This is a genomic window from Citrobacter freundii complex sp. 2025EL-00176 (assembly GCF_053309355.1).
Window position 1 is genome coordinate 1 of sequence record NZ_JBRYHT010000001.1, and the last position, 26,589, is coordinate 26,589.

General features: G+C 52.9%; 23 protein-coding genes and 5 tRNA genes. 7 read left to right on the forward strand and 21 right to left on the reverse strand.

Annotation, left to right across the window (positions count from 1 at the left end):
• From ACVXHP_RS00005 to asnB, 6 genes are all read right to left on the reverse strand, one after another.
• Positions 1-77: transfer RNA gene (locus ACVXHP_RS00005), tRNA-Met, on the reverse strand.
• Between the two features lie 21 nt (positions 78-98).
• Positions 99-173: transfer RNA gene (locus ACVXHP_RS00010), tRNA-Gln, on the reverse strand.
• Positions 174-210: 37 nt separating this feature from the next.
• Positions 211-285 (reverse strand) — tRNA-Gln (locus tag ACVXHP_RS00015).
• A 23-nt stretch (positions 286-308) separates the two neighbouring features.
• Positions 309-393 (reverse strand) — tRNA-Leu (locus ACVXHP_RS00020).
• A gap of 8 nt (positions 394-401) precedes the next feature.
• A tRNA-Met gene (locus ACVXHP_RS00025) sits at positions 402-478 on the reverse strand.
• Positions 479-701: 223 nt separating this feature from the next.
• Positions 702-2,366, reverse strand: coding sequence for an asparagine synthase B (asnB, locus tag ACVXHP_RS00030; RefSeq protein ID WP_316130203.1), 1,665 nt, complete (start codon positions 2,364-2,366; stop codon positions 702-704).
• Positions 2,367-2,405: 39 nt separating this feature from the next.
• Here asnB and ACVXHP_RS00035 point away from each other — a divergent pair, with 39 nt between their 5' ends.
• Positions 2,406-2,552 (forward strand): peroxiredoxin, encoded by a 147-nt coding sequence (locus ACVXHP_RS00035; RefSeq protein ID WP_316130204.1) that lies wholly within the window; start codon positions 2,406-2,408, stop codon positions 2,550-2,552.
• A gap of 65 nt (positions 2,553-2,617) precedes the next feature.
• Here the strand turns inward: ACVXHP_RS00035 and nagD are convergent, their stop codons facing one another.
• Genes nagD through nagB form a run of 4 tightly spaced genes read right to left on the reverse strand, consistent with a single transcriptional unit; the run spans position 2,618 to position 6,666 of the window.
• Entirely contained in the window at positions 2,618-3,370 is a 753-nt protein-coding gene (gene nagD / locus ACVXHP_RS00040) for a ribonucleotide monophosphatase NagD (protein ID WP_038638796.1), read from the reverse strand.
• Positions 3,371-3,427: 57 nt separating this feature from the next.
• Positions 3,428-4,648, reverse strand: a complete 1,221-nt coding sequence (gene nagC / locus ACVXHP_RS00045; protein ID WP_042309787.1) for a DNA-binding transcriptional regulator NagC — start codon at positions 4,646-4,648, stop codon at positions 3,428-3,430.
• 8 nt (positions 4,649-4,656) lie between these two features.
• Positions 4,657-5,805 (reverse strand): N-acetylglucosamine-6-phosphate deacetylase, encoded by a 1,149-nt coding sequence (gene nagA / locus ACVXHP_RS00050; RefSeq protein WP_200007332.1) that lies wholly within the window; start codon positions 5,803-5,805, stop codon positions 4,657-4,659.
• A gap of 60 nt (positions 5,806-5,865) precedes the next feature.
• Positions 5,866-6,666 (reverse strand): glucosamine-6-phosphate deaminase, encoded by an 801-nt coding sequence (gene nagB, locus ACVXHP_RS00055; protein ID WP_003022803.1) that lies wholly within the window; start codon positions 6,664-6,666, stop codon positions 5,866-5,868.
• Positions 6,667-7,008: 342 nt separating this feature from the next.
• Between nagB and nagE the strand changes: the two genes are divergently transcribed.
• The 4 genes from nagE to chiQ all read left to right on the forward strand — a co-directional run bounded on the left by nagE (position 7,009) and on the right by chiQ (position 13,037).
• Positions 7,009-8,958, forward strand: coding sequence for a PTS N-acetyl glucosamine transporter subunit IIABC (gene nagE, locus ACVXHP_RS00060; protein ID WP_165408252.1), 1,950 nt, complete (start codon positions 7,009-7,011; stop codon positions 8,956-8,958).
• A gap of 187 nt (positions 8,959-9,145) precedes the next feature.
• Complete coding sequence (gene glnS / locus ACVXHP_RS00065) at positions 9,146-10,813, forward strand: glutamine--tRNA ligase (RefSeq protein ID WP_447570638.1); 1,668 nt, start codon at positions 9,146-9,148, stop codon at positions 10,811-10,813.
• A gap of 435 nt (positions 10,814-11,248) precedes the next feature.
• A complete protein-coding gene (gene chiP / locus ACVXHP_RS00070) occupies positions 11,249-12,655 on the forward strand; it encodes a chitoporin ChiP (protein WP_038638807.1) in 1,407 nt (468 codons plus the stop codon).
• Positions 12,656-12,704: 49 nt separating this feature from the next.
• A complete protein-coding gene (gene chiQ / locus ACVXHP_RS00075) occupies positions 12,705-13,037 on the forward strand; it encodes a ChiQ/YbfN family lipoprotein (RefSeq protein ID WP_006685501.1) in 333 nt (110 codons plus the stop codon).
• A gap of 51 nt (positions 13,038-13,088) precedes the next feature.
• On the opposite strand, the gene tcuC is transcribed toward chiQ, so the two are convergent.
• The 9 genes from tcuC to ybfF all read right to left on the reverse strand — a co-directional run bounded on the left by tcuC (position 13,089) and on the right by ybfF (position 20,731).
• Positions 13,089-14,384, reverse strand: coding sequence for an MFS transporter (gene tcuC / locus ACVXHP_RS00080; protein WP_304697020.1), 1,296 nt, complete (start codon positions 14,382-14,384; stop codon positions 13,089-13,091).
• Positions 14,385-14,437: 53 nt separating this feature from the next.
• Positions 14,438-15,577, reverse strand: a complete 1,140-nt coding sequence (gene tcuB / locus ACVXHP_RS00085; protein ID WP_447570639.1) for a tricarballylate utilization 4Fe-4S protein TcuB — start codon at positions 15,575-15,577, stop codon at positions 14,438-14,440.
• A complete protein-coding gene (gene tcuA, locus ACVXHP_RS00090; protein ID WP_447570640.1) occupies positions 15,564-16,967 on the reverse strand; it encodes an FAD-dependent tricarballylate dehydrogenase TcuA in 1,404 nt (467 codons plus the stop codon). Before tcuA ends, tcuB begins: the two co-directional genes overlap by 14 nt.
• Positions 16,968-17,064: 97 nt before the next feature.
• The gene (gene tcuR / locus ACVXHP_RS00095; RefSeq protein ID WP_447570641.1) at positions 17,065-17,991 is read right to left on the reverse strand and encodes a tricarballylate utilization LysR family transcriptional regulator TcuR; all 927 of its coding nucleotides are present in this window, start codon (positions 17,989-17,991) and stop codon (positions 17,065-17,067) included.
• A gap of 128 nt (positions 17,992-18,119) precedes the next feature.
• On the reverse strand, positions 18,120-18,566 hold the full coding sequence (fur, locus tag ACVXHP_RS00100) for a ferric iron uptake transcriptional regulator (RefSeq protein ID WP_200007314.1): 447 nt from the start codon (positions 18,564-18,566) through the stop codon (positions 18,120-18,122).
• A complete protein-coding gene (locus tag ACVXHP_RS00105) occupies positions 18,559-18,645 on the reverse strand; it encodes a ryhB-regulated fur leader peptide (protein ID WP_137349021.1) in 87 nt (28 codons plus the stop codon). The genes fur and ACVXHP_RS00105 overlap by 8 nt, the downstream gene beginning before the upstream one ends.
• A gap of 210 nt (positions 18,646-18,855) precedes the next feature.
• Positions 18,856-19,386, reverse strand: a complete 531-nt coding sequence (fldA, locus tag ACVXHP_RS00110; RefSeq protein WP_003022839.1) for a flavodoxin FldA — start codon at positions 19,384-19,386, stop codon at positions 18,856-18,858.
• A gap of 155 nt (positions 19,387-19,541) precedes the next feature.
• The gene (gene ybfE / locus ACVXHP_RS00115) at positions 19,542-19,829 is read right to left on the reverse strand and encodes a LexA regulated protein (protein ID WP_304697027.1); all 288 of its coding nucleotides are present in this window, start codon (positions 19,827-19,829) and stop codon (positions 19,542-19,544) included.
• Positions 19,830-19,957: 128 nt separating this feature from the next.
• Positions 19,958-20,731: an esterase gene (ybfF, locus tag ACVXHP_RS00120; RefSeq protein WP_304697028.1), complete on the reverse strand. Its 774-nt coding sequence runs from the start codon at positions 20,729-20,731 to the stop codon at positions 19,958-19,960.
• A gap of 193 nt (positions 20,732-20,924) precedes the next feature.
• Between ybfF and seqA the strand changes: the two genes are divergently transcribed.
• Both seqA and pgm read left to right on the forward strand, forming a co-directional pair.
• Positions 20,925-21,467: a replication initiation negative regulator SeqA gene (gene seqA / locus ACVXHP_RS00125; RefSeq protein WP_042309768.1), complete on the forward strand. Its 543-nt coding sequence runs from the start codon at positions 20,925-20,927 to the stop codon at positions 21,465-21,467.
• Positions 21,468-21,491: 24 nt separating this feature from the next.
• Complete coding sequence (pgm, locus tag ACVXHP_RS00130; protein WP_447570642.1) at positions 21,492-23,132, forward strand: phosphoglucomutase (alpha-D-glucose-1,6-bisphosphate-dependent); 1,641 nt, start codon at positions 21,492-21,494, stop codon at positions 23,130-23,132.
• A gap of 93 nt (positions 23,133-23,225) precedes the next feature.
• On the opposite strand, the gene kdpE is transcribed toward pgm, so the two are convergent.
• Positions 23,226-23,903, reverse strand: coding sequence for a two-component system response regulator KdpE (gene kdpE, locus ACVXHP_RS00135; RefSeq protein ID WP_165408258.1), 678 nt, complete (start codon positions 23,901-23,903; stop codon positions 23,226-23,228).
• Positions 23,900-26,584 carry a two-component system sensor histidine kinase KdpD gene (gene kdpD / locus ACVXHP_RS00140; RefSeq protein WP_042309756.1) on the reverse strand — a complete coding sequence of 895 codons (2,685 nt, stop codon included), beginning with the start codon at positions 26,582-26,584 and terminating at the stop codon, positions 23,900-23,902. Before kdpD ends, kdpE begins: the two co-directional genes overlap by 4 nt.
• Between the last annotated feature and the right edge of the window lie 5 nt (positions 26,585-26,589).

The window sequence follows — 26,589 nt, forward strand, 5'->3', positions numbered from 1 at the left end:
TGGTGGCTACGACGGGATTCGAACCTGTGACCCCATCATTATGAGTGATGTGCTCTAACCAGCTGAGCTACGTAGCCTGATACTATCATATTCTTCGATGGCTGGGGTACCTGGATTCGAACCAGGGAATGCCGGTATCAAAAACCGGTGCCTTACCGCTTGGCGATACCCCAATGACCGTTGCGGTGAACCGCTATATCGAAGAAAAAATGGCTGGGGTACCTGGATTCGAACCAGGGAATGCCGGTATCAAAAACCGGTGCCTTACCGCTTGGCGATACCCCATCCGTGCAACGCTTACGGGTGAATGGTGCGGGAGGCGAGACTTGAACTCGCACACCTTGCGGCGCCAGAACCTAAATCTGGTGCGTCTACCAATTTCGCCACTCCCGCAAAAAAGATGGTGGCTACGACGGGATTCGAACCTGTGACCCCATCATTATGAGTGATGTGCTCTAACCAGCTGAGCTACGTAGCCATCTTTTTTTCGCGTAACCTTATCGGCGTTGCGGGGCGCATTATGCGTATTGAGCCTTGAAGCGTCAACCCCTTTTTCATTGAAAATAGCTGGAATGTGACTGTTTGGTTAGGTTGCGAACAGCATGGCGCAATATTCGGCAATTATTAGTTATTAATTGTTTTTTTGCACAGAAAACAGGCATAAAAAAAGAGCCCCGCAGGGCCCTTTTCTAAGGATTAACTTATTTATAAGCGGACTGATGCACGCCAACCGCACGACCAGAGGGATCGTTCATGGTTTTAAACGCTTCATCCCATTCAATCGCTTTGGCAGAAGAACAGGCTACAGATGGCCCGCCAGGCACACATTCCGCCGCGCTGGCAACCGGGAACAATTCTTCAAAAATCTCACGGTACAAATACGCTTCTTTAGACGATGGCGTGTTGTAAGGGAAACGGAAGCTGGCGGTTTCCAGTTGTTGGTCAGAAACTTGCTCAGCCGCCACCTCTTTCAAGGTATCAATCCAGCTGTAACCGACACCATCAGAGAACTGCTCTTTCTGACGCCATGCGACGCTGGCTGGCAGGTAAGATTCAAAACATTCGCGCAGAACATGTTTTTCCATTTTTCCGTTGCCGCACATTTTATCCTGCGGGTTGATGCGCATCGCCACATCAAGGAATTTCTTATCCAGGAAGGGTACGCGAGCTTCCACACCCCAGGCAGACATCGCTTTGTTGGCACGGGCGCAGTCGAACATGTGCAGCGCCTGCAGCTTACGCACGGTTTCTTCGTGCAGCTCTTTCGCGTCTGGTGCTTTGTGGAAATAGAGATAGCCGCCGAATACTTCGTCAGAGCCTTCACCCGACAGCACCATTTTAATGCCCATCGCTTTAATTTTACGCGACATTAAGTACATTGGCGTCGAGGCGCGGATCGTTGTGACATCGTAAGTTTCGATGTGATAAATCACGTCGCGGATAGCATCCAGACCTTCCTGCACGGTGAAGTGGATCTCATGGTGCACGGTACCCAGATGGTTCGCTACCTCTTGCGCTGCTTTCAGATCCGGTGCGCCTTCCAGGCCGACGGCGAAGGAGTGTAACTGCGGCCACCAGGCTTCGCTACGTTCCTGATCTTCAACACGGCGCGCCGCGTATTTTTTTGTAATCGCGGAAATGACGGAGGAATCCAGACCGCCGGACAGCAGTACACCGTAAGGCACATCTGACATCAGGTGGCTTTTCACGGCATCTTCCAGCGCCTGACGCAGCTCGTTTTTATCAGTCACGTTGTCTTTGACCGCATCGTATTCAAACCAGTCGCGCTGATAGTACTGACGAATTTCGCCGTCCTTACTCCACAAATAGCTACCGGCCGGGAATTCTTTGATCGTGCGGCATACCGGAACCAGGGCTTTCATTTCAGACGCAACGTAGAAATTACCGTGTTCGTCGTAACCCATATACAGCGGGATGATCCCGATATGATCGCGACCAATCAGATAAGCGTCCTGTTCGCTGTCGTACAGGGCAAAAGCAAACATGCCTTGCAGGTCATCCAGGAACTCTGGGCCTTTTTCCTGATACAGCGCGAGGATAACTTCGCAGTCTGAACCGGTCTGGAACTGATAGCGATCGCCGTATTCCGCGCGCAGCGCCTGATGGTTATAAATTTCACCGTTAACGGCCAGAATATGCGTTTTTTTCACGTTATACAGCGGCTGAGCGCCGGCGTTGACGTCGACGATGGACAGGCGTTCGTGCGCCAGAATGGCGTTATCACTGGCGTAAATACCTGACCAGTCCGGGCCGCGATGGCGCATCAGACGAGACAATTCCAGGGCTTTTTTACGCAGTTCAACTGTGTCAGTTTTAATATCGAATACGCCAAAAATAGAACACATAACCTTCTCCATTAACCTGTTGCGTGGTGCTTTTTATGTTTGCTTGATAAAGAAAATGCCGCAAAGCGGGAGAGGGCGCAAGCGAATTACGGTGCAGAAAATAAAAAACGCAATGGTCATTGCCGATTGATAAAAAAAGATTATGTAATGAGCGCTGTTATTGATGAATCAGCAGTGAAACGGTGATTTTATTGAATGGGTGTATTTTTCAGGCCGGATAACGTGCAGATGTTGTTATCCGGCGAAAGAGATTAAATGACGTCTATTTCAGCAACGGACGGGTAAATCCAGCTCGGTCTGAATGGCATGCTGTCGATGTCGTCAAGCGTTGAGACGCCAGACAATACCAGGATGGTTTCCAGACCGGCCTGGAAGCCCGCCAGAATATCGGTACGCAGGTTATCGCCAACGATAACGGTCTCTTCCGAGTGCGCCTGCATTTTGTTGAGCGCCGCGCGAATAATCCACGGGCTGGGTTTACCGACATAAAACGGCTTACGGCCAGAGATTTTCTCGATACCGGCGCACAGTGCACCGCAGGCGGGATAAAAACCGCGACCGTGGGTATCCGGGTTTGTGGCGATGAAACGCGCGCCGTTTGCGACAAAATATGCCGCTTTATGCATCATGTCCCAGTTATAGGAGCGTGTCTCGCCAACAATCACAAAATCGGGGTTAACGTCGGTAATGGTAAACCCGGCTTTATACAGTTCGTGAATTAATGCGCCTTCCCCTACCACGTAGGCCTTTTTCCCTTCCTGACGACGAAGAAAATCAGCGGTAGCCATGGCGGAAGTATAAAAGACGCTATCGGGGACATTCACACCCGCGGTGGCGAAGCGGTTTGCCAGATCTTGCCCGGTCTGTGAAGGATAGTTAGTCAGTAGAACTAACGGCAGGCCTTTTTCCAGGATCCCGGTCAGAAATTCTGCCGCACCCGGTACGGCAACATTGTCGTGCATCAGCACGCCGTCGATATCACAAATTACATTCTTAATGGTCATGAACAACCCAGGGAATTCGTTATGAGTATGAAAATAATCCACTACTATATGAGAGCATTAGTTTTCCAGCAAACGTTGCAGCAATGTCCCGTTGAGCATCGCACGCTTCACCAGCGCAAAGGCGCCAATGGCTGAACGGTGATCCAGCGTGGAACGCACCACCGGTAAATTGTGGCGAAACGCTTTCAACGCCTGCGTGTTGATACAGCTTTCTATTGCAGGCAGCAGCACTTTATCCGCCTCAGTAATTTCGCCTGCAATGACGATTTTTTGTGGGTTAAACAGGTTGATGGCGATGGCAATGGTTTTACCCAAGTGGCGACCAACGTGTTCAATGACTTCTGCCGCCAGGTTATCGCCTTTATTCGCCGCCTTACAGATAGCTTTAATGCTGCAATCATCCAGCGTGAGTCGGCTGGGATAACCCTGTTTCAGTAAATTTTGCACGCGGTGTTCAATAGACGCATTGGCGGCAATGGTTTCCAGACAGCCGAAGTTACCGCAGTGACAGCGCTCACCCAGCGGCTCTACCTGAATATGACCAATCTCCCCCACGTTGCCATTGCGACCGATAAAAATTCGGCCATTGGAAATAATACCCGCCCCGGTACCGCGGTGAACACGCACTAAAATGGAGTCTTCGCAATCCTGGCTTGCCCCGAAATAGTGCTCGGCCAGCGCCAGGCTGCGGATATCGTGACCGACAAAGCAGGTGACCTTAAAGCGTTTTTCGAGCGCTTCGACCAGCCCCCAGTTTTCGACCTGAATGTGCGGCATATAGCGGATGACGCCGCTTTCAGGATCAACCAGGCCGGGCAGGATGACGGAAATCGCAATCAACTCGCGGATTTTCCGCTGGCAGCTGTCAATAAAAGTGGCAATGGTGTTGAGCAGCGCATACTCCAGCGTTTCCTGGGTGCGCTCCGGGAGAGGGTAATGCTCTTCGGCGACCACTTTACTGCTCATATCATAGAGCGTGAGCGTGGTGTCGTGGCGGCCCAGACGTACGCCAATGGCGTGAAAATTGCGAGTTTCGGTGACGATAGAGATAGCGCGGCGGCCCCCGGTGGAGGCCTGCTGATCGACTTCTTTGATCAGCCCGCGTTCGATCAACTGACGCGTAATTTTGGTTACGCTGGCGGGGGCAAGCTGGCTTTGTTCGGCAATCTGAATGCGCGAGATTGGCCCATGCTGGTCAATCAGGCGATAAACCGCCGCGCTGTTAAGCTGTTTTACGAGATCAACATTACCTATTTGAGCTTGTCCGCCTGGTGTCATTCTTTCTCTTACTCAGTAACGACCTCGTTGCCATTAACGATGGTCTTGATGATTTTAAAGTCGTGCGTGAACGCAGTCAGGTTGGCTACTTTGCCTGGCGCGATGCTGCCGAGTCGTTTGTCGACGCCAATGGCGCGAGCAGGGTAGAGCGTTGCCATGCGTAAAACTTCGTCGAGCGCGATATTCGCATGTTCGACCAGATTGCGTACGCCTTCAATCATGGTTAATGATGAACCGCTCAATGTACCGTTCTCATCAACGCACAATCCATTCCGGTAGTATATTGTTTTACCAGCGAAAATGAACTGTTCAATATTTGCACCTGCCGGCGCGGTTGCGTCGGTGACCAGGCACAGCTTGTCGCCTTTCAGGCGCTTGGCGTTACGGATGTTAACGTAGTCAACATGCAGACCATCAGCGATGATACCGCAATAAATATCGGCTTCATCAAGAATAGCGCCCGCCAGGCCAGGTTCGCGGCCCGTTATATAAGGCATGGCATTAAACAGATGCGTCGCGAAGGTAATCCCTGCACGGAAGCCGATTTTGGCCTCTTTTACCGTCGCATTTGAGTGACCGGCGGAAACCACAATACCTGCATTTACCAGTTTGGTGATGACCTCTACCGGGACCATTTCTGGCGCCAGCGTGACTTTGGTTATCACGTCAGCATTATCGCACAGGAAATCCACCAACGCAGCGTCCGGTTGACGGACAAATCCCGGATTATGGGTTCCTTTTTTCACCAGATTCAGCCACGGACCTTCCAGATGAAGCCCTAATGCCTGATTCGGGTGCTTCGCCAGGTATTCACGCATGACGCGAACGCCTTGCTTCATCAGGTCGTCGCTGGTGGTGATAAGCGTAGGCAGATAGTTAGTGCAGCCTGATTTTTCATTGGCTTTCTGCATGATTTCCAGCGTTTCAACGGTCACGGCTTCTGCCGTATCGTTAAACTGTACGCCGCCGCAGCCGTTTAGCTGTACATCGATAAAACCGGGGGAAACAATGGCCCCATTCAGTGAGCGCTGTTCAATTCCTGACGGTAACTCAGCCAGTGGGCAAACGCTGTCAATCAGGCCATTGGCGACAACAATCGCATGGTCATCAAGAATTTCGTGACCGGTAAAGATCCGGCCCTGGGTTAAAGCATACATTCCGACCCCCGATTTCAAAAAATGCCGCCCTGCAACTTATCGACAGGGCGGAGACATCAATTACAGACCTTTAATATTTTCCGCTTCTAACTCGTTAAAGTATTTCAGCGTTTTCACTTTCAGTTCCATGGTGGAAGGCTCGTCGCACACCACAACGGCTTTTGGATGCAGCTGCAGACAGCTGATGGTCCACATGTGGTTAACGTTGCCTTCAACAGCGGCTTGCAGCGCCTGCGCCTTCTGGTGACCCAGTACCAGGATCATCACTTCTTCGGCATCCAACAGGGTGCCCACGCCAACGGTCAGGGCATACTTAGGCACCTGGCTTACGTCGCCGTCAAAGAAGCGTGAGTTAGCAACACGTGTGTCGTGAGTCAGCGTTTTGATGCGGGTACGGGAAGCCAAAGAGGAGGCTGGTTCGTTGAACGCGATGTGACCATCGTTGCCTACACCGCCCATAAACAGGTGGATTTTACCGTAAGAACGGATTTTTTCTTCATACTGACGGCATTCTGCATCAATATCCGGCGCGTTACCATTGAGGAGGTTGATGTTTTCTGCTGGAATATCAACGTGATCAAAGAAGTTGCGATGCATGAAGCTGTGATAGCTTTCCGGATGCTCTTTCGGCAGGCCAACATATTCGTCCATATTGAAAGTAACAACATGTTTGAAGCTCACCTGGCCCGCTTTGTGCATTTCTACCAATGCTTTATACGCTGTCAGCGGAGTACCGCCCGTCGGCAGGCCCAGAACGAACGGGCGATCTGCCGTTGGTTTGAACGCGTTAATACGGTTAACGATATGGCGAGCAGCCCATTTGCCGACTTGTTCAGCGGTATTCAGGGGAATCAGTCTCATTCTTCACCTCAAAAGTAAATGTAAGCAATTGGCGGATTGAGTCTCTGTGCAGTATTAAGCGTAACCTGGTTTTGCATCGGTAAGGATCAATCCGTTTCGATTTTTTGAATGATAAAATAAGTTTTCGTAGTTAGCCAGTGCAAGGGAGGGTTAATAACGATATTTGGTGACTGGAATCACAAAAAACACGCGTTTAATTTGCGATACGAATTAAATTTTCACACACTCTGAATGCAGATGAATGGTTAATATCGTCGATCCAGAATCTTGCTGTCAGGAATGGTCGCACAATAAAAATATGGCTTCAAAGAAGCCTAATCGGGGTCTCGTAGGGGGAATAAAATGAATATTTTAGGTTTTTTCCAGCGGCTGGGTAGGGCGTTACAGCTCCCCATCGCTGTGCTGCCAGTCGCGGCACTGTTGCTGCGATTCGGCCAACCAGATTTACTAAACGTACCTTTCATCGCGCAAGCGGGCGGGGCTATCTTCGATAACCTGGCGCTGATTTTCGCTATCGGTGTGGCTTCCAGCTGGTCAAAAGACAGCGCGGGTGCGGCAGCGCTGGCGGGTGCGGTCGGTTATTTTATATTGACCAAAGCAATGGTTACCATTAACCCGGCCATCAACATGGGTGTGCTGGCGGGTATCATCACCGGTCTGGTCGGCGGTGCGGTGTATAACCGTTGGTCTGGTATCAAACTGCCTGATTTCCTGAGCTTCTTTGGCGGCAAACGCTTCGTGCCGATCGCCACTGGCTTCTTCTGTCTGGTGCTGGCTGCTATCTTCGGCTACGTGTGGCCGCCGGTGCAGAACGCCATCCATGCGGGTGGTGAGTGGATCGTAGGCGCTGGCGCACTGGGTTCCGGTATCTTTGGTTTCATCAACCGTCTGCTGATCCCAACCGGTCTGCATCAGGTTCTGAACACCATCGCCTGGTTCCAGATTGGCGAATTCACTAACGCCGCTGGTACCGTATTCCACGGTGACATCAACCGCTTCTACGCGGGTGACGGCACTGCGGGTATGTTCATGTCTGGTTTCTTCCCGATCATGATGTTTGGTCTGCCGGGTGCGGCGCTGGCGATGTACTTCGCTGCTCCGAAAGCGCGTCGTCCGATGGTTGGCGGTATGCTGCTGTCTGTTGCGATCACCGCATTCCTGACCGGTGTTACCGAGCCGCTGGAATTCCTGTTCATGTTCCTGGCGCCATTGCTGTATCTCCTGCACGCACTGTTAACCGGTATCAGCCTGTTCGTTGCGACGCTGCTGGGGATCCACGCGGGCTTCTCCTTCTCCGCAGGTGCTATCGACTACGTGTTGATGTACAACCTGCCGGCAGCAAGTAAGAACGTCTGGATGCTGGTTGCGATGGGTCTGGTGTTCTTCGTTATCTACTTTGTGCTGTTCAGCGCGGTTATTCGTATGTTTAACCTGAAAACGCCGGGTCGCGAAGATAAAGAAGACGATATCGTTACAGAAGAAGCAAACAGCAACACTGAAGAAGGTCTGGCTCAACTGGCAACCAGCTACATCGCTGCGGTTGGTGGTACCGATAACCTGAAAGCAATTGATGCCTGTATCACCCGTCTGCGTCTGACCGTGGCTGACTCTGGTCGCGTAAACGATGCGATGTGTAAACGTTTAGGCGCATCGGGTGTCGTTAAGCTGAACAAACAAACAATCCAGGTCATCGTGGGTGCGAAAGCGGAATCCATCGGCGACGAAATGAAGAAAGTTGTGGCGCGTGGCCCGGTTGCGGCAGCGTCTGCAGAAAGTGCACCGGCAGCAGCGGCCCCGGTTGCAAAACCGCAGGCTGTAGCGAACGCAGTCACCGTTGAAGCGCTGGTTTCTCCGATTACCGGTGACGTTGTTGCGCTGGAGCAGGTTCCTGATGAAGCCTTCGCCAGCAAAGCAGTAGGCGACGGCGTGGCAGTGAAACCAACGGATAAAATCGTGGTTGCTCCGGCTGCGGGCACCATCGTGAAAATCTTCAACACTAACCATGCGTTCTGTCTGGAAACCGTTAAAGGCGCGGAAATCGTCGTCCATATGGGTATCGATACCGTAGCGCTGGAAGGTAAAGGCTTTAAGCGCCTGGTTGAAGAAGGTGCGGAAGTGACTGCGGGCCAACCGATTCTGGAAATGGATCTGGATTTCCTGAACGCCAATGCACGTTCCATGATTAGTCCGGTTGTGTGCAGCAACAGCGATGACTTCGGCGCTTTGGTCATTAAAGCCGAAGGTCATGTGGTTGCCGGTCAGACACCACTGTATGAAATTAAAGGTAAATAACTGCTCCTGAGTAAAGTGAGTTAAATGCCTTAAGCGGCGGGGGATATTCCTCCGCCGCTTTTTTTTGCAGCAAATACCCTCATATATCCTGTTGAAACACCTTTTTTGTGCAACTAATAGTTGTCTCCTGACGTCGCTTATAAGATCATGTTCCGTTATACGTTGTTTACGCTTTGAGGAATCCACGATGAGTGAGGCTGAAGCCCGCCCGAGTAACTTTATTCGTCAGATCATCGATGAAGATCTGGCCAGTGGTAAGCACACCACGATCCATACCCGTTTTCCGCCGGAGCCAAATGGCTATCTGCACATTGGCCACGCGAAATCCATTTGTCTGAACTTTGGCATTGCGCAAGATTACCAGGGCCAGTGCAACCTGCGTTTTGATGATACGAACCCGGTTAAAGAAGATATCGAGTACGTTGAGTCGATTAAAAACGACGTTGAATGGTTAGGTTTCCACTGGACTGGCGACATTCGCTACTCGTCGGATTACTTCGATCAGCTTCACGCCTATGCGGTAGAACTTATCAATAAAGGTCTGGCGTACGTTGACGAACTGTCAGCAGACGAAATCCGCGAATACCGCGGTACGCTGACTCAGCCGGGTAAAAACAGCCCATTCCGCGATCGCAGCGTCGAAGAGAACCTTGCGCTGTTCGAAAAAATGCGTACCGGTGGCTTTGAAGAAGGTAAAGCCTGCCTGCGCGCGAAAATCGACATGGCGTCGCCGTTTATCGTGATGCGCGATCCGGTGCTGTACCGTATTAAGTTCGCTGAACACCACCAGACCGGCAACAAGTGGTGCATCTACCCGATGTACGACTTTACCCACTGCATCAGCGATGCGCTGGAAGGCATTACGCATTCACTGTGTACGCTGGAGTTCCAGGATAACCGCCGTCTGTACGACTGGGTGCTGGACAACATCACCATCCCGGTTCACCCGCGTCAGTACGAATTCTCGCGCCTGAATCTGGAATATACCGTGATGTCCAAGCGCAAGCTGAACCTGCTGGTTACCGACAAGCACGTTGAAGGCTGGGACGATCCGCGTATGCCAACGATTTCTGGTCTGCGTCGTCGCGGTTATACCGCTGCCGCTATCCGTGAATTCTGCAAACGCATTGGTGTAACCAAGCAGGACAACACCATTGAGATCGCCTCGCTGGAATCCTGCATTCGTGAAGATCTGAATGAAAACGCGCCGCGCGCGATGGCGGTTATCGATCCGGTGAAACTGGTTATCGAAAACTACCCGCAGGGCGAGAGCGAAATGGTGACCATGCCTAATCATCCGAATAAACCGGAAATGGGCAGCCGTGAAGTGCCGTTTAGCGGTGAAATCTGGATCGATCGCGCTGACTTCCGCGAAGAAGCGAACAAGCAGTACAAGCGTCTGGTGATGGGTAAAGAAGTACGTCTGCGTAATGCTTACGTGATCAAGGCCGAGCGTGTAGAGAAAGATGCAGAAGGGAATATTACCACCATTTTCTGCACCTACGATGCCGACACTCTGAGCAAAGATCCGGCCGATGGTCGTAAAGTAAAAGGTGTTATTCACTGGGTCAGCGCGGCTCATGCGCTGCCGATTGAAATCCGCCTGTACGATCGTCTGTTTAGCGTACCAAACCCAGGTGCGGCAGAAGACTTCCTGTCCGTAATTAACCCAGAATCACTGGTGATTAAACACGGCTATGGCGAGCCATCGCTGCAGGCCGCGGTTGCAGGCAAAGCGTTCCAGTTTGAACGTGAAGGCTACTTCTGCCTCGACAGCCACTACGCGACTGCTGATAAGCTGGTGTTTAACCGCACCGTTGGTCTGCGCGATACGTGGGCTAAAGCGGGCGAATAAGCCGCAACGCATCCTGTCTAAACGCCGCTACATGCGGCGTTTTTTTTACGCCAAAAAACGTGTGCCAGGCTCCGTTTGCGGAGCGAATTAATTACATGTCTGTAATAATGAATTGGCTGAATGTTTTTACCTTTAAATAACTTACCTCAATATGGAATGGGCTGAAACCGATTTCATCCTTATGGAAAACAAGCGGTTTTTTCATTTTTTCAACGCTTTTTTATCTCCCGATGAAAATGTAACAGAAAGCAATGAAATATGTGCGGTTGCTCATACTATTACATACTCGTTACAGAAAGAGATTGATAATTCGCGTCGCGAAAAATAGTCTATTCATTGTAGTCACTGAGGTTTTCTTGGCGCTACTTTTTTAATTTTTGTTTTTTCGCTGACCGCTTTTATCGGCAGCATTTTTAAGTCAAAGAGGATTAACATATGCGTACGTTTAGTGGCAAACGTAGTACGCTGGCGCTGGCTATCGCCGGTATCACAGCAATGTCGGGTTTCGTTGTCGCTCCCCAGGCTCACGCCGAAGGTTTCATTGATGATTCCACTTTAACCGGCGGCATCTATTACTGGCAGCGTGAGCGTGACCGTAAAGATGTCACCGATCATGACAAATACAAAACCAACCTTTCTCACTCCACATGGAACGCCAACCTCGACTTCCAGTCCGGTTATGCGGCCGATATGTTTGGTATTGATATCGCAGCATTTACCGCGATTGAAATGAACGAAAGTAGCGAAAGCGGCCATCCAAACGAAATCGCATTCTCTTCAAAAAATAAAGGCTATGACGAAGATTACTCCGGCGATAAGAGCGGAATTAGCCTTTATAAAGCAGCAGCTAAATTTAAATACGGCCCAACCTGGGCGCGCGCCGGTTACATTCAACCAACCGGACAGACGCTATTGGCTCCGCACTGGAGCTTTATGCCAGGTACCTATCAGGGTGCCGAAGCCGGTGCCAACTTCGACTATGGTGATGCTGGCGCACTGAGCTTCTCCTATATGTGGGCCAACGAATATAAAGCGCCATGGCACACCGAAGTCGATAAATTCTATCAGGCCGATAAAAAGACCAGCGTAGATTACCTGCACTCAATTGGCGCGAAATATGACTTCAAAAATAACCTGTTGCTGGAAGCGGCATTTGGTCAGTCTGAAGGCTACGTCGATCAGTACTTCGCGAAAGCCAGCTACAAATTCGATTTAGGCGGGAACCCGTTTACCACCAGCTATCAGTTCTATGGCGCGCGAGACAAAGTTGATGATCGCACCGTGAACGATATTTATGACGGCACGGCCTGGCTGCAGGCGTTGACCTTCGGCTACAAAGTGGCGGAAGTGGTTGACCTGCGCCTGGAAGGGACCTGGGTTAAAGCGGACGGTCAACAGGGTTACTTCCTGCAGCGTATGACCCCGACCTACGCCTCATCCAACGGTCGCCTGGATATCTGGTGGGACAACCGTTCTGACTTCAACGCCAACGGCGAAAAGGCTGTCTTCTTCGGTGCAATGTATGACCTGAAGAACTGGAACCTGCCGGGTTGGGCAGTCGGTGCGTCCTACGTTTACGCCTGGGATGCCAAGCCATCTACCTGGCAGCTCAACCCGGATGCGTACTACGACAAAAACCGGACTATCGAAGAGTCTTCTTACAGCCTGGATGCGGTCTATACCCTGCAGGATGGTCGTGCGAAGGGCACTATGTTCAAACTGCACTTCACCCAATACGACAACCATTCAGACATTCCGAGCTGGGGCGGTGGTTACGGCAACATCTTCCAGGATGAACGCGACGTGAAGTTCATCGTTATTGCTCCGTTCACCATCTTCTAATGCCAACAGCGGCAGGCCTGGTGCCTGCCGCCTCGTTGAGGAAAGTGCTATGAAAAAACTGATACTCATCGCCGTTATGGCATCTGGGCTGGTGGCTTGTGCGCAATCCCCGTCACCTAAAGAAGACAGTCGCCTGAAAGAAGCTTACAGCGCGTGTATTAACACCGCGCAAGGATCGCCGGAGAAAATTGAAGCCTGCCAAAGCGTGCTGAATGTGTTGAAGAAAGAAAAGCAGCACCAGCAGTTTGCTAATGAAGAAAGCGTACGCGTACTGGATTATCAGCAGTGCATCCAGGCCACGCGCACGGGTAACGATCAGTCCGTTAATGCTGACTGCGATAAGGTCTGGCAGGAAATTCGTAGCAAGAACGCTGCGCAGTAATTCGAGAAAAGAAAATGACAACGGGCGGAGAATATTCCGCCCGTTTGCCTTTCAGAGCTTATGTTCCACTGGTTGATAGCCCCGGCTCAGTCGGACAAACAGCATTGCCGTGGCGGCGAGTCCGCACAGTGCTGCGCACATCAGCCACCATCCCGGAGAGCTTTTATCCCCGGTTAGCTGGACCAGCGCCGTGGATATGACTGGCGTCAGACCGCCAAAAATTGCCGTGGCAAGACTGAATGCCAGTGAAAAACCTACCGTACGGACATAGACAGGCATCACCTCGGTGAGTGCCGCGACCATTGCCCCGTTGTACATGCCAAAAAAGAACGAGAACCAAAGCAGGACCAGCGTCATGCGCATGAAGTCTGGCGCGGCGGTGAGCCAGTGCATTACCGGCCAGGTGGTGATCAGTGCCAGTACGGTAATCCCCATCAATACCGGACGACGACCAATTCGGTCAGAAATCGCCCCGCCAATCGGCAGCCAAATAAAGTTAGAAATACCGACCAGCATGGTGACTATCAGGCTATCGCGCGCGCTCAGGTGGAGTACGGCCCTGCCGTAGGTTGGGGTATAGACGGTAATAAAGTAAAACGTGGTGGTGGTCATCGCTACCAGTAGCGTACCCGCAGCGATCAGACGCCAGTTTTTGATGATCGTGGTGAAAATTTCCCTGGTGTCGGGACGGTGCGTACGTTGTAAAAATGCGTCTGTCTCCTGAAGCGAACGGCGCAGGACGAAGATCAACGGAATAATCATGCAACCAATAAAGAACGGAATGCGCCAGCCCCATTCAGATATCTCATCGTGCCCCAGCGTGGCGTTCAGAGCGTAGCCAATCAGCGCCGCTACCACAATGGCGACCTGTTGGCTGGCGGACTGCCAACTGGTGTAGAAACCTTTATTGCCAGGCGTGGCGATTTCAGAAAGATAAACCGAAACGCCTCCCAGCTCCACGCCCGCAGAGAATCCCTGCAATAACCGACCGACTAATACCAGCACAGGAGCCAGCAGGCCAATACTTTGATAACCGGGAACCAGGGCAATCAGCAGGGTCCCGCAGCCCATGATCGCCAGCGTCACCATCAGTCCTTTGCGGCGACCAATTCTGTCGATGTAAGCACCCAGCACGATTGCGCCAACGGGCCGCATTAAAAAACCCGAACCGAAAACCGCAAAGGTCAACATGAGCCCGGCAAATTCACTCTCCGCGGGGAAGAACGTCTTTGCGATATAGGTGGCGTAAAACCCGAACAGAAAAAAGTCGAACTGTTCGAGAAAATTACCGCTGGTTACCCGCAGTATTGCGCCGAAAGTTCCGGCGCGCGATGGTTGTTGTGTCATTGGGTTTGCTCCACTGTCTTATCATAATATTTATAGAGGTAAGAGTTTGCGGGTTAGTCGCCTGCGACCCCCGCCTGTTTGCCGCGCCGTTTCTCAATCGCCCACTTGAGTAAGGCTGCGCAGCGGTAAAATCCGTGGGCAAATTTTCCGTAAGGAATGGTCAGAAAAAGCGCCATGACCACGCCGAGATGAATGGCCAGTAAAATAGCCATCCATGAGGTGTCTCTTCCCACCAGCAGCGCCAGACCAGTCAGACTGGTCAGCAGCAGCAGCAAAATAAAACCGCGATCCATCGGTTTTTGCCGGGCGTCGCCATGCAGCGGTGAACGCTTAAGATTCAGCCATAGCAAGCCCGCCGGGCCGACAACCAGACCAATGCCGCCCAACGTGCCCAGCATCACCGGCACGCTGAAGAACGGGTAGGGCGCTTCTATACCTGCAAAGTAGTGATAGCCCGTTGCCACCACGGTGGCGGCAAAGCAGAGCATAAAACCGTAGAAGGTAAAGTGGTGGAAACGGCGGCGCATCAGGGTGAAAGCATCATCCGCTTCGTTACAACCTTTGCCGTGGCCACCATCGAGATATTTCAGCGTCAGCGCATCGTGTGAGGCTTCAGCAATCTCGGCGGAACGCGGCATACCCGGAGAGATCTCGCGCCAGAAGCGGATCACGCCGGCCATCAGCAAACCGATCGCCAGAATAAACACTGAACCAAACATCCATGCCAGCAGGTTATGCGGGAAAATTTGATAGAAATCCCCGGCCAGCGGAGGATGGAATAGTGAGCCTTTCAAACCTATAGCGAGGAGTAAAAACAGGATCAGACCGAAAACCAGCGCCAGCGTCACGGTGACGCCTGCGCGACGATAAAGCGCGCCAAAGGCGGCGGGTTGCGCGTAATGCTGATAGGTTTCGAGCCGGACTTCCGCCATCGCCTTCGGTACGTTGATGGCAAATTCATGAGGCGGGGCATACTGACATGCGTGCAGGCAAGCGCCGCAGTTATGGCACAAGTTTGCCAGGTAATTGATATCCGCTTTACCGAATTCCAGACGCTGCGTCATGGCCGGGAATACGGCGCAAAAACCTTCACAATAGCGACAGGCATTGCACACTTGCATCACACGTTCAACTTCAGCTTCCGGTTCGGTGATAATTTGCGCTTCGATGATCAGTTTCTCAAGCTGCTTCATGACGTGTCTCCTTACGTGCGGCCAGCGCGGCTTCTTTTCCGGCAATGCGACCAAAGGTCGTGCCGATCGACATCCCCACGCCTGCGGTGTAGCCCTTACCCAGCACGTTGCCCGCCATCATCTCTCCGGCGACAAACAGATTACGGCTTGGAAGCCCGGCAAAATGCACCGCGGCGTGTTCGTTCACTTTTAACCCAAGATAAGTGAAGGTGATCCCTGGCCGCAGGGCATAGCCGTAGTATGGAGGCTGGTCCAGCGGTCGCGCCCAGTGCGTTTTCGCGGGTAGCAAACCTTTGGTGGCGCAGTTATCCAGAACGGTGTGGTCGAACTGACCAGGCTGGCAGGCGTTGTTGTATTCCGTCACGGTGTGGGTAAAACGTTCGGCGTCCAGTCCTAACTGAAGGGCCAGCTCTGCCAACGTATTGGCCTGCGCGCCGGGAAAGACCGGAGGCATGAAGTGGCCGATAGCTTTACCATCGATGATGGAGTAGCCAATCTGCCCTGGCTGTTGCGCGACCAGACGCCCCCAGATGGCGTAGCGTTTCGGCCAGAAATCTTCGCCTTCATCATAAAAGCGCGCTGCGTCACGGTTTACCACTATGCCGAGCGAGACGCAGTCCACGCGGGTGCAAATTCCGCCATCATATAATGGTGCTCTGGCATCAATGGCCACGCAGTGTGACTGGGAGGGATCGCCGATAATGTCTGCTCCGGCATCCATCATAAATTTGAGCAGTACGCCCTGGTTAAAGCGCGTGCCGCGAATCAGGAAGTTATCCGCAGGCCACTCGCCGCGCTCGTTCTCTCCCCACGCTTCTCGCAGCCATTCGCGGTTTGACTCAAACCCGCCCGCGGCAAGCACGCAGGACTTAGCGGTGATGCGCTCTTCGCCTGCCAGCGCCGCCACGAACTCGCCATTACGCAGTTCAAGCGCCTGAACGGGAGTGTTATAGCGAATTTGAACGCCCAGCTTTTCTGCGCTGCGATAATAGGCATTCACCAGGGCCTTTCCACCGCCCATAAAAAAGGCGTTGGTTCGTGCCACGTGCAAAGCGCCAGAGAGCGGAGGCTGAAAGTTAACGCCGTGCTGGCGCATCCAGTCGCGGCATTGTGAAGAGGTACGGATCACCAGACGCGCCAGCGCTTCGTTGGTATTTCCTTCCGTGACGCGCCACAGATCTTGCCAGAATTCTTCTTCAGGATAGCTTTCCACCAGCACATCCTGCGGTGCGTCATGCATACAACGTAAATTACGTGTGTGTTGGGAGTTTCCCCCGCGCCATTCGCGGGGCGCCGCTTCGAGCAGGAGTACCGAAGCTCCTTGCTCCCGGGCGGTCAAGGCTGCACATAAGGCGGCATTGCCACCGCCAATCACCAGAACATCAACCATCGTATACTCCATTACCATTTAACTAATTGTTAAATTTGTAATTGAAATGTATACGCACAGGCTGTGTGGGCGCTATGACGTGACGCTAAACAGTGCTTTAGTTATTGTAAAGTGTAGCGCCAGGCCAGCTTCCGGCTTCCACCAACTGATGCATAACTTTCGTCAGCACCACACGGGCGGCGAGGCCTGCCGGGGTAAGTTCATCGTCAGAGAGGCTGACCAGAAAGTTAGGGCGGCTAAGTATCGGATTATGGACGCCGATCACTCTTAGGGTTTCTTTATCGAGATGCGAGATTGCCGCGCCAGGCTGAAGAGTGGCGCCAATGCCACTGCGCACGGCGCGCATCAGTAACGCCAGACCATCAATTTCGGTAGCGATCTCAATGTTCAGTGTGTGTTCCTGGCTGATGGCATCCAGCCTGCCGCGCAGACCGTGGCCCGGGCTTGGCATGATCAATGGAATATTTGCCAGTTGGGCAGGAGCAATATTGTCATCGACAATATCAGCCAGTAGGGCATGGGTCCCAATCAAAAACAGTCGCTCTTCAAGAATCGGTCTGGCGCTCCAGCGCAGGATCTTTTCTTTTTGAAACACGACAGCCAGATCAATCTGGCGGGTATTAATCATTCGTTCCAGGTTGCCAGAGAGACTTTCCACGACATGCAGGCGAACATCAGCATAGCTTTCCCGCATGGCGTGAATAAAAGGCATGCCGAGAACGGAAGCGGTACTGGGGGCCATACCGACGCTGACGTGTCCGGAAAGTCGGGCCTCGCGGGCGGCGAGGATTGCATCGTCTGCATGCCGGAGCGCCAGCTGCGCCTGGGAGTAAAAAGCCAGTCCGGCGCTGGTGGGCGTCACACCGCGCGAGGTGCGTTGTAGCAGGCGAATAGCAAGTTCATTTTCCAGACGCGTCATTTGCTGACTGAGCGCCGAAACGCCGATATTGAGATCGAGCGCCGCGCTACCCATGCTGCCGGTTTCTACAATACGCACAAAATAGCGTAGCTGGCGAAGTTCCATTTCAACTCTCCGGAAGGGCAATTGATTTTTACATTAAAGCAACATTGATGCAGAAGGAAGAGGGGGCTGGTCAAATTCAGCGCATAAAAAAAGCCAACCGGAAGGTTGGCTTTTCAGAAAGCGTCACATTATTTGCCGTCGTGCGCATGCTCATCTTCGCGGCAATCGCCTTCGGCGCAGTGGCCGTAAAGATAGAGGCTATGGTTGGTTAAGCGAATACCATGTTTAGCCGCAATCTCACGCTGACGCGCTTCAATGGATTCATCGCTGAACTCGACCACTTTGCCGCAGTCGAGGCAAATGAGGTGATCGTGGTGATGCTGTTGAGTTAGTTCGAAGACGGATTTACCACCTTCAAAATTATGGCGGGTCACGATACCGGCATCATCAAACTGGTTCAGCACACGATACACGGTCGCCAGACCAATTTCTTCACCCATATCGATCAGGCGTTTGTATAAGTCTTCCGCACTGACGTGATGGTTATCCGGTTCCTGAAGAACTTCCAGAATTTTTAAACGAGGAAGCGTTACTTTCAGGCCAGCCTTCTTTAATGCGGTATTATTGTCAGTCATGCGGAATCTGTCCTGTAGCTAAACGATTCACTTCATTAACAGAAGTGACAGAAATTGCACTTGAGAAATTGCATATCATTATAGAACTGCCATGGTTAAATGAAAACTGCAAGTCTCTGGCATATATTGTTAATCAAAACGTGGTATCGCCGACAAACACACTGCGCAACACCCGATTGGCATCCAGCCATTGTACAGGGTCACACGGAAAAGTTACAAATTTGTAGCAATTATTTTGATTGGTTTTATCTATTGATGCGGCGTAGATGACGATCTACGCCGCGCGAAATCAGGCATTGATGATTTCGTCGAGGTGCAGTTCTTCAGAGATCTGCTTAACCCATTTTTCTACGCGTTCTGCGGTCAACTCCGGCTGGCGATCTTCATCGATAGCCAGACCGACAAAGTGGTCGTCGTCAGCCAGTCCTTTGGACGCTTCAAAGTGATAACCCGCCGTTGGCCAGTGACCGACGATGGTGGCGCCGCGTGGCTCAATGATGTCGCGAATGGTGCCTAACGCATCGCAGAAATATTCTGCGTAATCTTCCTGGTCGCCGCAGCCGAACAATGCAACCAGTTTGCCGTTAAAATCAATGTCTTCGAGGGTAGGGAAGAAATCGTCCCAGTCACACTGCGCTTCACCGTAGTACCAGGTTGGAATCCCGAGCAGCAGAATGTCATACCCTTCCAGGTCTTCTTTGCTGCTTTTTGCAATGTCATGAACATCGGCAACGTCTTTACCAAGCTGTTTTTGAATCATTTTTGCGATGTTTTCGGTATTACCGGTGTCGCTGCCGAAAAAGATGCCAGTGATTGCCATGAGTAAAATAACCTCTTGAAACTTATTGAAATGGTGGTGGCGCATTGCCCACGGATAAGGGCAATCATAGCAGAACAGTCAGGCATGCGGAAACAGCAAACACGCGGGACTGCACTCTGTGCTACACGATTTATGATTTAGAGCAGAAATTCAGACTATGCCTGACCGCGCAATGTGGTGAGTTGGGTCATCAGCATCTCTTCGATGAGTTCACTGCGACTCATGTTGCGCGCCTCGGCCAGCTCGTTTAACGCGTCAACGGCATCAGCGTTCAGTTTCAGTTCGACACGCTTAAGCCCGCGAACTTTGTCACGTTTAAGCTGATTACGTTTATTTATACGTAACTGTTCATCACGCGAGAGCGGATTAGTTTTGGGTCGTCCCGGGCGACGCTCCTGCGCGAACAGATCTAATGTCGTACGGTCCGTTTGTTCTTTGGCCATGATCTTGGTGACTTCGGGGAAACAATCAGCCAGGCGTCTGCCCGGATGGATAGCGCGCCATAATACATCAGCAGGGGAGGCACGCCAACGCCCACGCGCGTAATCGCGCACGGACGCTGAGTTTTTAATCAGTTAGCCTGCTCGTGCAGATAACGACGGATGGCCCGCAGCACTGCTTCAGGTTTTTCCGCATGTACCCAGTGCCCCGCGCCTGCAATAACGTGCGCCCGAGCCTGCGGGAATTGTGCCAGCAACTGCTCGCGATACGCTTCGGTGACATAAGGGGAGTTACCGCCTGGGATAAACAATGCCGGGTGCTCCCACGCCGGGACGGTTTCCCAACCAACGATATGGGGATATTGATCCCACAATACGGGAACGTTAAAGCGCCACTCGCCGTCAACAAAGGATTTCAGCAGAAACTGGATGACACCTTCCTCTTGCAGATGCTGGCGCATGACGCTTGCCGCCTGCTGGCGCGAGGACGCTTGTGCATCGGTTACGGCATTGATTGCCGCAAAAATTTCATCGTGACGGCGCACATGATAGTCAACCGGCGCAATATCAATAGCCACCAGCCGCTCGATACGATCGGGGGCCAACGCGGTTAACGCCATGACGGCTTTTCCCCCCATCGAGTGACCAATAAAGATCGCTTTATCGATCTGTTGATCGTCCAGCGTATCCACCAGGTCTTGCGCCATGGCCGCATAATTCATCTCAGGCGATCGGGGCGAGAGGCCATGATTTCGCATATCAACCTGGATGATATCGTGATCGACCACCAGATCGCGTGCCAGGATCCCCAGGTTATCCAGACTGCCAAACAGACCGTGAACCAGGACGATGGGAGAATTATTGTGCAGGTTTTGCGCAGATTGCGCTCGGATATTCAATTTCATGGCAAAGTTCTTTTTTTCACACTCACGGGTTAGGGTATCATGTTGACCATTCTGCCACATGGCTGCAACAACTACGGTTACTCCGAGTTTTATCAGCCACCAGGCTTGACGCTATCCGCTGTTGGGATTTGCCTTTACACTACGTGTGTTAACCCAACAACTTGTATTCAGCTAAACACTGCACTGGATTAAGATGAAAACGATTGAAGTTGATGATGAACTCTATAGCTATATTGCCAGCCACACCAAGCATATCGGCGAGAGCGCATCCGACATTTTACGGCGTATGTTGAAATTTTCCGCCGCATCACAGCCTGTCACTCCGGTAGTAAAAGAAGTCCGCGCTGTGCAACCTGTCGTGGAAGCCAAGCCGGTTAACCCCGTAAAAGATAAAGTGCGCGCGATGCGTGAACTGCTGTTGTCCGATGAATATGCGGAACAGAAGAAAGCAGTAAATCGCTTTATGCTGGTGCTGTCTACACTCTATTCTCTGGATCAAAACGCGTTCGCCGAAGCTACGGATTCGTTGCATGGCCGTACGCGCGTTTATTTTGCAGCCGATGAACAGACGCTGCTGAAAAATGGTAATCAAACCAAACCGAAACACGTGCCAGGCACGCCGTACTGGGTGATCACCAATACCAATACCGGCCGTAAATGCAGCATGGTGGAGCACATCATGCAGTCAATGCAATTCCCTGCGGAATTGATTGAAAAGGTTTGCGGAACAATTTAATCCTTGCATTAGAAGGACCAGGCAATGGCAATCCACAACCGTGCAGGTCAACCTGCGCAACAGAGTGATTTGATTAACGTCGCCCAACTGACGGCACAGTACTATGTACTGAAACCAACGGCAGGGAACGCTGAGCACGCCGTCAAGTTCGGTACGTCCGGGCATCGCGGCAGTGCAGGTCGTCATAGTTTTAACGAGCCGCATATTCTGGCTATCGCCCAGGCGATTGCTGAAGAACGTGCGAAAAACGGGATTACTGGCCCGTGCTATGTGGGTAAGGATACCCACGCGCTGTCTGAACCGGCTTTTATCTCTGTGCTGGAAGTGCTGGCGGCGAATGGCGTTGACGTCATCGTGCAGGAAAACAACGGCTTTACGCCAACTCCTGCCGTGTCGAATGCCATCCTGGTCCACAACAAAAAAGGCGGCCCGCTGGCTGACGGTATTGTGATCACACCGTCCCACAACCCGCCGGAAGATGGTGGCATTAAATACAACCCGCCAAACGGTGGTCCGGCAGATACCAACGTCACCAAAGTGGTGGAGGACAGAGCTAACGCGCTGCTGGCTGACGGTCTGCAAGGCGTGAAGCGTATGTCGCTGGATGCCGCGCTGGCATCGGGTCATGTGAAAGAGCAGGACCTGGTTCAGCCGTTTGTTGAAGGACTGGCGGATATCGTCGACATGGCGGCGATCCAGAAAGCGGGTCTGACGCTGGGTGTCGATCCGTTGGGTGGTTCCGGTATCGAATACTGGAAGCGTATTGCCAAACACTACAACCTGAACCTGACTATCGTTAACGACCACGTTGATCAGACTTTCCGCTTTATGCATCTCGATAAAGACGGCGCAATCCGTATGGACTGCTCCTCCGAGTGCGCGATGGCGGGTCTGCTGGCGCTGCGTGACAAGTTTGATCTGGCCTTTGCCAACGATCCGGATTACGACCGTCACGGTATTGTGACTCCGGCCGGGTTGATGAACCCGAACCACTACCTGGCGGTGGCGATCAACTACCTGTTCCAGCATCGTCCGCAGTGGGGCAAAGATGTTGCCGTCGGTAAGACGCTGGTTTCCTCGGCAATGATTGACCGCGTGGTGAACGATCTGGGCCGTAAGCTGGTGGAAGTGCCGGTCGGTTTTAAATGGTTTGTTGATGGTCTGTTCGACGGCAGCTTTGGCTTTGGTGGTGAAGAGAGTGCGGGCGCATCTTTCCTGCGTTTCGACGGTACACCGTGGTCGACCGACAAAGACGGCATCATCATGTGCCTGCTGGCGGCAGAAATTACCGCTGTGACCGGTAAGAACCCACAACAACACTACAACGAACTGGCTGCTCGCTTCGGCGCGCCGAGCTACAACCGTTTGCAGGCGAGCGCGACCTCCGCGCAGAAAGCGGCGCTGTCTAAGCTGTCTCCGGAAATGGTAAGCGCCAGTACGCTGGCGGGCGATCCGATCACCGCACGTCTGACCGCAGCACCTGGCAATGGTGCTTCCATCGGCGGTCTGAAAGTGATGACTGACAACGGCTGGTTTGCCGCGCGTCCGTCAGGCACGGAAGACGCTTACAAGATCTACTGCGAAAGCTTCCTCGGTGAAGAACACCGCAAACAGATCGAAAAAGAAGCCGTTGAGATCGTCAGCGAAGTGTTGAAAAACGCGTAAACACTGGCCGGATAAGACGCTAGCGTCACTATCCGGCATGAATAAAAAAGCCGGATAGCATGTCTGCTGATCCGGCTTTTTTTTGACGAAGGCTTACGGCATAAACCGATAGCCGATCCCGGTTTCGGTCAAAAAATGACGTGGACGAGCCGGGTCCAGCTCCAGTTTCTGGCGCAGGTGTCCCATATAAATTCGCAGATAATGGCTGTGCTCAACGGCGTTCGGCCCCCAGACCTGGTTCAACAGCTGGCGTTGCGTCAGTACCTTCCCGGCATTATTCAGCAGTACCGCTAACAGGCGAAATTCAATCGGCGTCAGATGGATTTCCTCGTCACCACGGTGTACGAGGCGGGCGGCGAGATCCACTTTTACGTTGGAAAAATGCACCACCGGTTCGGGAGACGCGCCGCTGGCGTGGCGCCGCAATGCCACGCGCAATCGCGCCTGTAGCTCGCCAATACCAAAGGGTTTACTGAGATAGTCATCGGCACCGGCATCCAGTGCGGCGATTTTATCGCTCTCTTCGCTGCGGGCTGAAAGCACGATTACTGGAATTGCACTCCATTGTCGCAGGTCACGAATAAAATCAATGCCGTCGCCGTCTGGCAGGCCGAGATCGAGAATGATGAGATCGGGTTTTCGCGTGGCGGCTTCCAGTAGACCACGTTGCAGCGTTTCCGCTTCATACACACGTAGGCCATCGGCTTCCAACGCGGTGCGCAGAAAGCGGCGAATGGCCTGTTCATCTTCAACAATCAGAACGTTTGTCACATATCCTCATGAAAATCTTCTAGTTCAGGGGGGATTTCCTGGGGCAGTGTAACACGGAAACAGGCTCCTCCTTGGGCACGATTATGGGCTGAAATGGTACCGCCGTGCACGTCCACAATCGCCTGACAAATTGCCAGTCCCAATCCCACGCCGGGTACCGATGATTCTTTGTTTCCTCTGGAAAATTTGTCAAAAACACGCTGTTCCATACCCGACGGAATACCCGGTCCATTATCCCAGACGTCCAGTTGCAGGTGCTCGCCATTGACGCTGGCATCAATGCCGATTTGCGCCTGCGGACCCGCGTATTTTACGGCGTTCTCCAACAGATTAATTAACACCCGTTCAAAAAGCGGGCCATCGACATGGATCAGCGTCAACGGTTCGGGTAACGACAGATTAATCGGGGCGGAGAGTCCCGGCTCCAGCATCTGCAAGGCGCTACCCACCACCTCTTCCAGCGTTAACCACTCCTTCTTAAGATTAAAGCCGCCAGACTGAATTCGCGCCATATCTAACAGATTATTGACCAGCCGGGTGGTATTCAGCACGTGCTGGCGAATCTCACTGGCCTGGCGCGCATGCGGCGAACCTTCACTGGCCAGATCCAGCGTTAAAATCTCAGCCTGACCGAACAGCACCGTCAACGGCGTGCGCAAATCGTGGGACAGGGCGGCAAGCAGCGCATTGCGAATACTTTCACGCTCACTGGCAAACCGGGCCTGCTCTTCGCTGGCGGTCAGCGTCAGACGTTCAAGCGCACTGGCGACCAACAGGGTAAAAGTTTCCAGCAGACGTTGCTGCTCGGGGATCATCAACTGACGCAGATTTCCCGGTTCCACTACCAGTAGCCCATGCGTTTTATCGGCGCTTTTTAGCGGTAAAATTTGGTACGGGACTCCCGGTAAGGTATCCGTGCCCGCGCCAGCCGGTTGCCCTTTGTCAAAACTCCATTGGGCAATGGCATCGTCCCATGGCGTCATGCCCTGTTGATGGGTGAGGGGAGCCAGCTTACCGTGTTCATCAGGTAATAAAACCTGACTACGGGCCTGAAACGTTGAGGCGATAAACTGTTCACTGGTCGCGGCGATATCCTGCTGACTCCGGCCAACGGCTAACGCTTTCGACATCTCATACAGATGACGCGTACGTTGTTCCCGATAGCGCGCTACCCGCGCCTGATAACGGACGCCGGCGGTCAGATTACCGATAACCAGCCCGACCGTTAGCATTACGGTAAAAGTGAGCAGGTACTGGACGTCGGAAACGGCCAGCGTCCCACGCGGGGCAATAAAGAAGAGATCGAAGCTGGCGACGTTAATAAAGGTTGCCAGCACGGATGGCCAGCGTCCATAGAAGAGGGCGATAACCACCACCCCCAGCAAATAGAGCATTACCAGGTTAGCGGCATCAAAGGCCATCAGCCACTGCATCGCGATCAGCGTAATGATGGCGCATAGCGCGACGGCAACTACACAACCCTGAATTTGTACCCGCCATTTATCTTTAAAGGTGCGGCTATCCGTCGTGGGTAGCGTTGGGCGTGAAGGCGGTTCGTCCAGCGCGACAATCATCAAATCGAGATCCGGTGCGCGATGGGCCAGTTTGTCGGCAAAGGAATCGCTGCGCCACCAGCGACGCGTTGTCGGACGCCCGAGCACAATTTTTCCCAGATTATGCTCGCGGGCGTAGCGGATTACCGCTTTATCTTCAGCGGGATCGGAAAGCGTGGCGGTTTCCGCGCCCAGCTCCTGGGCTAATCGCAGGGCGCTTAAGATCGCGCGGCGCTGTTTTTCGGGGAGGCGGTGCAGCGCCGGCGTTTCGACATATACCGCATGCCAGACGCTACCGAGACGCGCCGCCAGGCGTGCTGCGGCGCGTACCAGTTTTTCGCTGCCGGTGTTGTGCCCAATGCACAGCAAAACGGCGTCGCGGGTATGCCAGACTTTCTCTTCCCCTGGACGCCCGCGCCAGGCGCGCATTTGATCGTCCACCCGATCGGCCGTACGGCGCAGGGCCAGCTCGCGCAGCGCGATCAAATTACCTTTGCGAAAGAAATGCTCGATGGCTCTTTCCGCCTGACCGGCGATATAGACCTTGCCTTCATTCAGGCGCTGGCGTAAATCATCGGGGGGAAGATCGACCAGCACCACATCGTCAGCGGCATCGAAAAAAGGATCGGGGACGGTTTCGCGAACCTGAATACCGGTGACGCCGCTGACCACATCATTGAGACTTTCCAGATGCTGCACGTTAACGGTGGTAAAGACGTCGATACCGGCTTCCAGCAGCTCTTCAATATCCTGCCAGCGCTTTGGATGGCGTGATCCTGGCGCATTACTGTGCGCCAGTTCATCCATTAAAATGAGCGCCGGACGGCGGGCCAGCGCGGCATCGAGGTCGAACTCGCTGATGTGACGACCATGACGCGCGTGTCGCTTTAGCGGCAGGATGCTGAGACCGTCCAGCAGCGCGGCGGTCTCTTTGCGTCCGTGGGTTTCCACCACGCCAATCAGCACATCTAACCCCTGCGCCCGCAGCCGCTGGGCTTCCGTTAGCATGGCCCAGGTTTTGCCAACGCCCGCGCAGGCACCGAAGAATATTTTTAGTTTTCCGCGGTGCGGGGCGGTGGTCTGCTCCAGCAGGCGATCGGGGTCGGGACGTAAGGGTTCGCTATGCATGTCCT

Bases quoted from the DNA above. Each gene is read 5' to 3' on its own strand.
- asnB (WP_316130203.1), bottom strand. From the start codon at position 2,366: ATGTGTTCTATTTTTGGCGTATTCGATATTAAAACTGACACAGTTGAA.
- nagD (WP_038638796.1), bottom strand. From the start codon at position 3,370: ATGACCATTAAGAATGTAATTTGTGATATCGACGGCGTGCTGATGCAC.
- nagC (WP_042309787.1), bottom strand. From the start codon at position 4,648: ATGACACCAGGCGGACAAGCTCAAATAGGTAATGTTGATCTCGTAAAA.
- nagA (WP_200007332.1), bottom strand. From the start codon at position 5,805: ATGTATGCTTTAACCCAGGGCCGGATCTTTACCGGTCACGAAATTCTT.
- nagB (WP_003022803.1), bottom strand. From the start codon at position 6,666: ATGAGACTGATTCCCCTGAATACCGCTGAACAAGTCGGCAAATGGGCT.
- nagE (WP_165408252.1), top strand. From the start codon at position 7,009: ATGAATATTTTAGGTTTTTTCCAGCGGCTGGGTAGGGCGTTACAGCTC.
- glnS (WP_447570638.1), top strand. From the start codon at position 9,146: ATGAGTGAGGCTGAAGCCCGCCCGAGTAACTTTATTCGTCAGATCATC.
- chiP (WP_038638807.1), top strand. From the start codon at position 11,249: ATGCGTACGTTTAGTGGCAAACGTAGTACGCTGGCGCTGGCTATCGCC.
- chiQ (WP_006685501.1), top strand. From the start codon at position 12,705: ATGAAAAAACTGATACTCATCGCCGTTATGGCATCTGGGCTGGTGGCT.
- tcuC (WP_304697020.1), bottom strand. From the start codon at position 14,384: ATGACACAACAACCATCGCGCGCCGGAACTTTCGGCGCAATACTGCGG.
- tcuB (WP_447570639.1), bottom strand. From the start codon at position 15,577: ATGAAGCAGCTTGAGAAACTGATCATCGAAGCGCAAATTATCACCGAA.
- tcuA (WP_447570640.1), bottom strand. From the start codon at position 16,967: ATGGTTGATGTTCTGGTGATTGGCGGTGGCAATGCCGCCTTATGTGCA.
- tcuR (WP_447570641.1), bottom strand. From the start codon at position 17,991: ATGGAACTTCGCCAGCTACGCTATTTTGTGCGTATTGTAGAAACCGGC.
- fur (WP_200007314.1), bottom strand. From the start codon at position 18,566: ATGACTGACAATAATACCGCATTAAAGAAGGCTGGCCTGAAAGTAACG.
- ACVXHP_RS00105 (WP_137349021.1), bottom strand. From the start codon at position 18,645: ATGATATGCAATTTCTCAAGTGCAATTTCTGTCACTTCTGTTAATGAA.
- fldA (WP_003022839.1), bottom strand. From the start codon at position 19,386: ATGGCAATCACTGGCATCTTTTTCGGCAGCGACACCGGTAATACCGAA.
- ybfE (WP_304697027.1), bottom strand. From the start codon at position 19,829: ATGGCCAAAGAACAAACGGACCGTACGACATTAGATCTGTTCGCGCAG.
- ybfF (WP_304697028.1), bottom strand. From the start codon at position 20,731: ATGAAATTGAATATCCGAGCGCAATCTGCGCAAAACCTGCACAATAAT.
- seqA (WP_042309768.1), top strand. From the start codon at position 20,925: ATGAAAACGATTGAAGTTGATGATGAACTCTATAGCTATATTGCCAGC.
- pgm (WP_447570642.1), top strand. From the start codon at position 21,492: ATGGCAATCCACAACCGTGCAGGTCAACCTGCGCAACAGAGTGATTTG.
- kdpD (WP_042309756.1), bottom strand. From the start codon at position 26,584: ATGCATAGCGAACCCTTACGTCCCGACCCCGATCGCCTGCTGGAGCAG.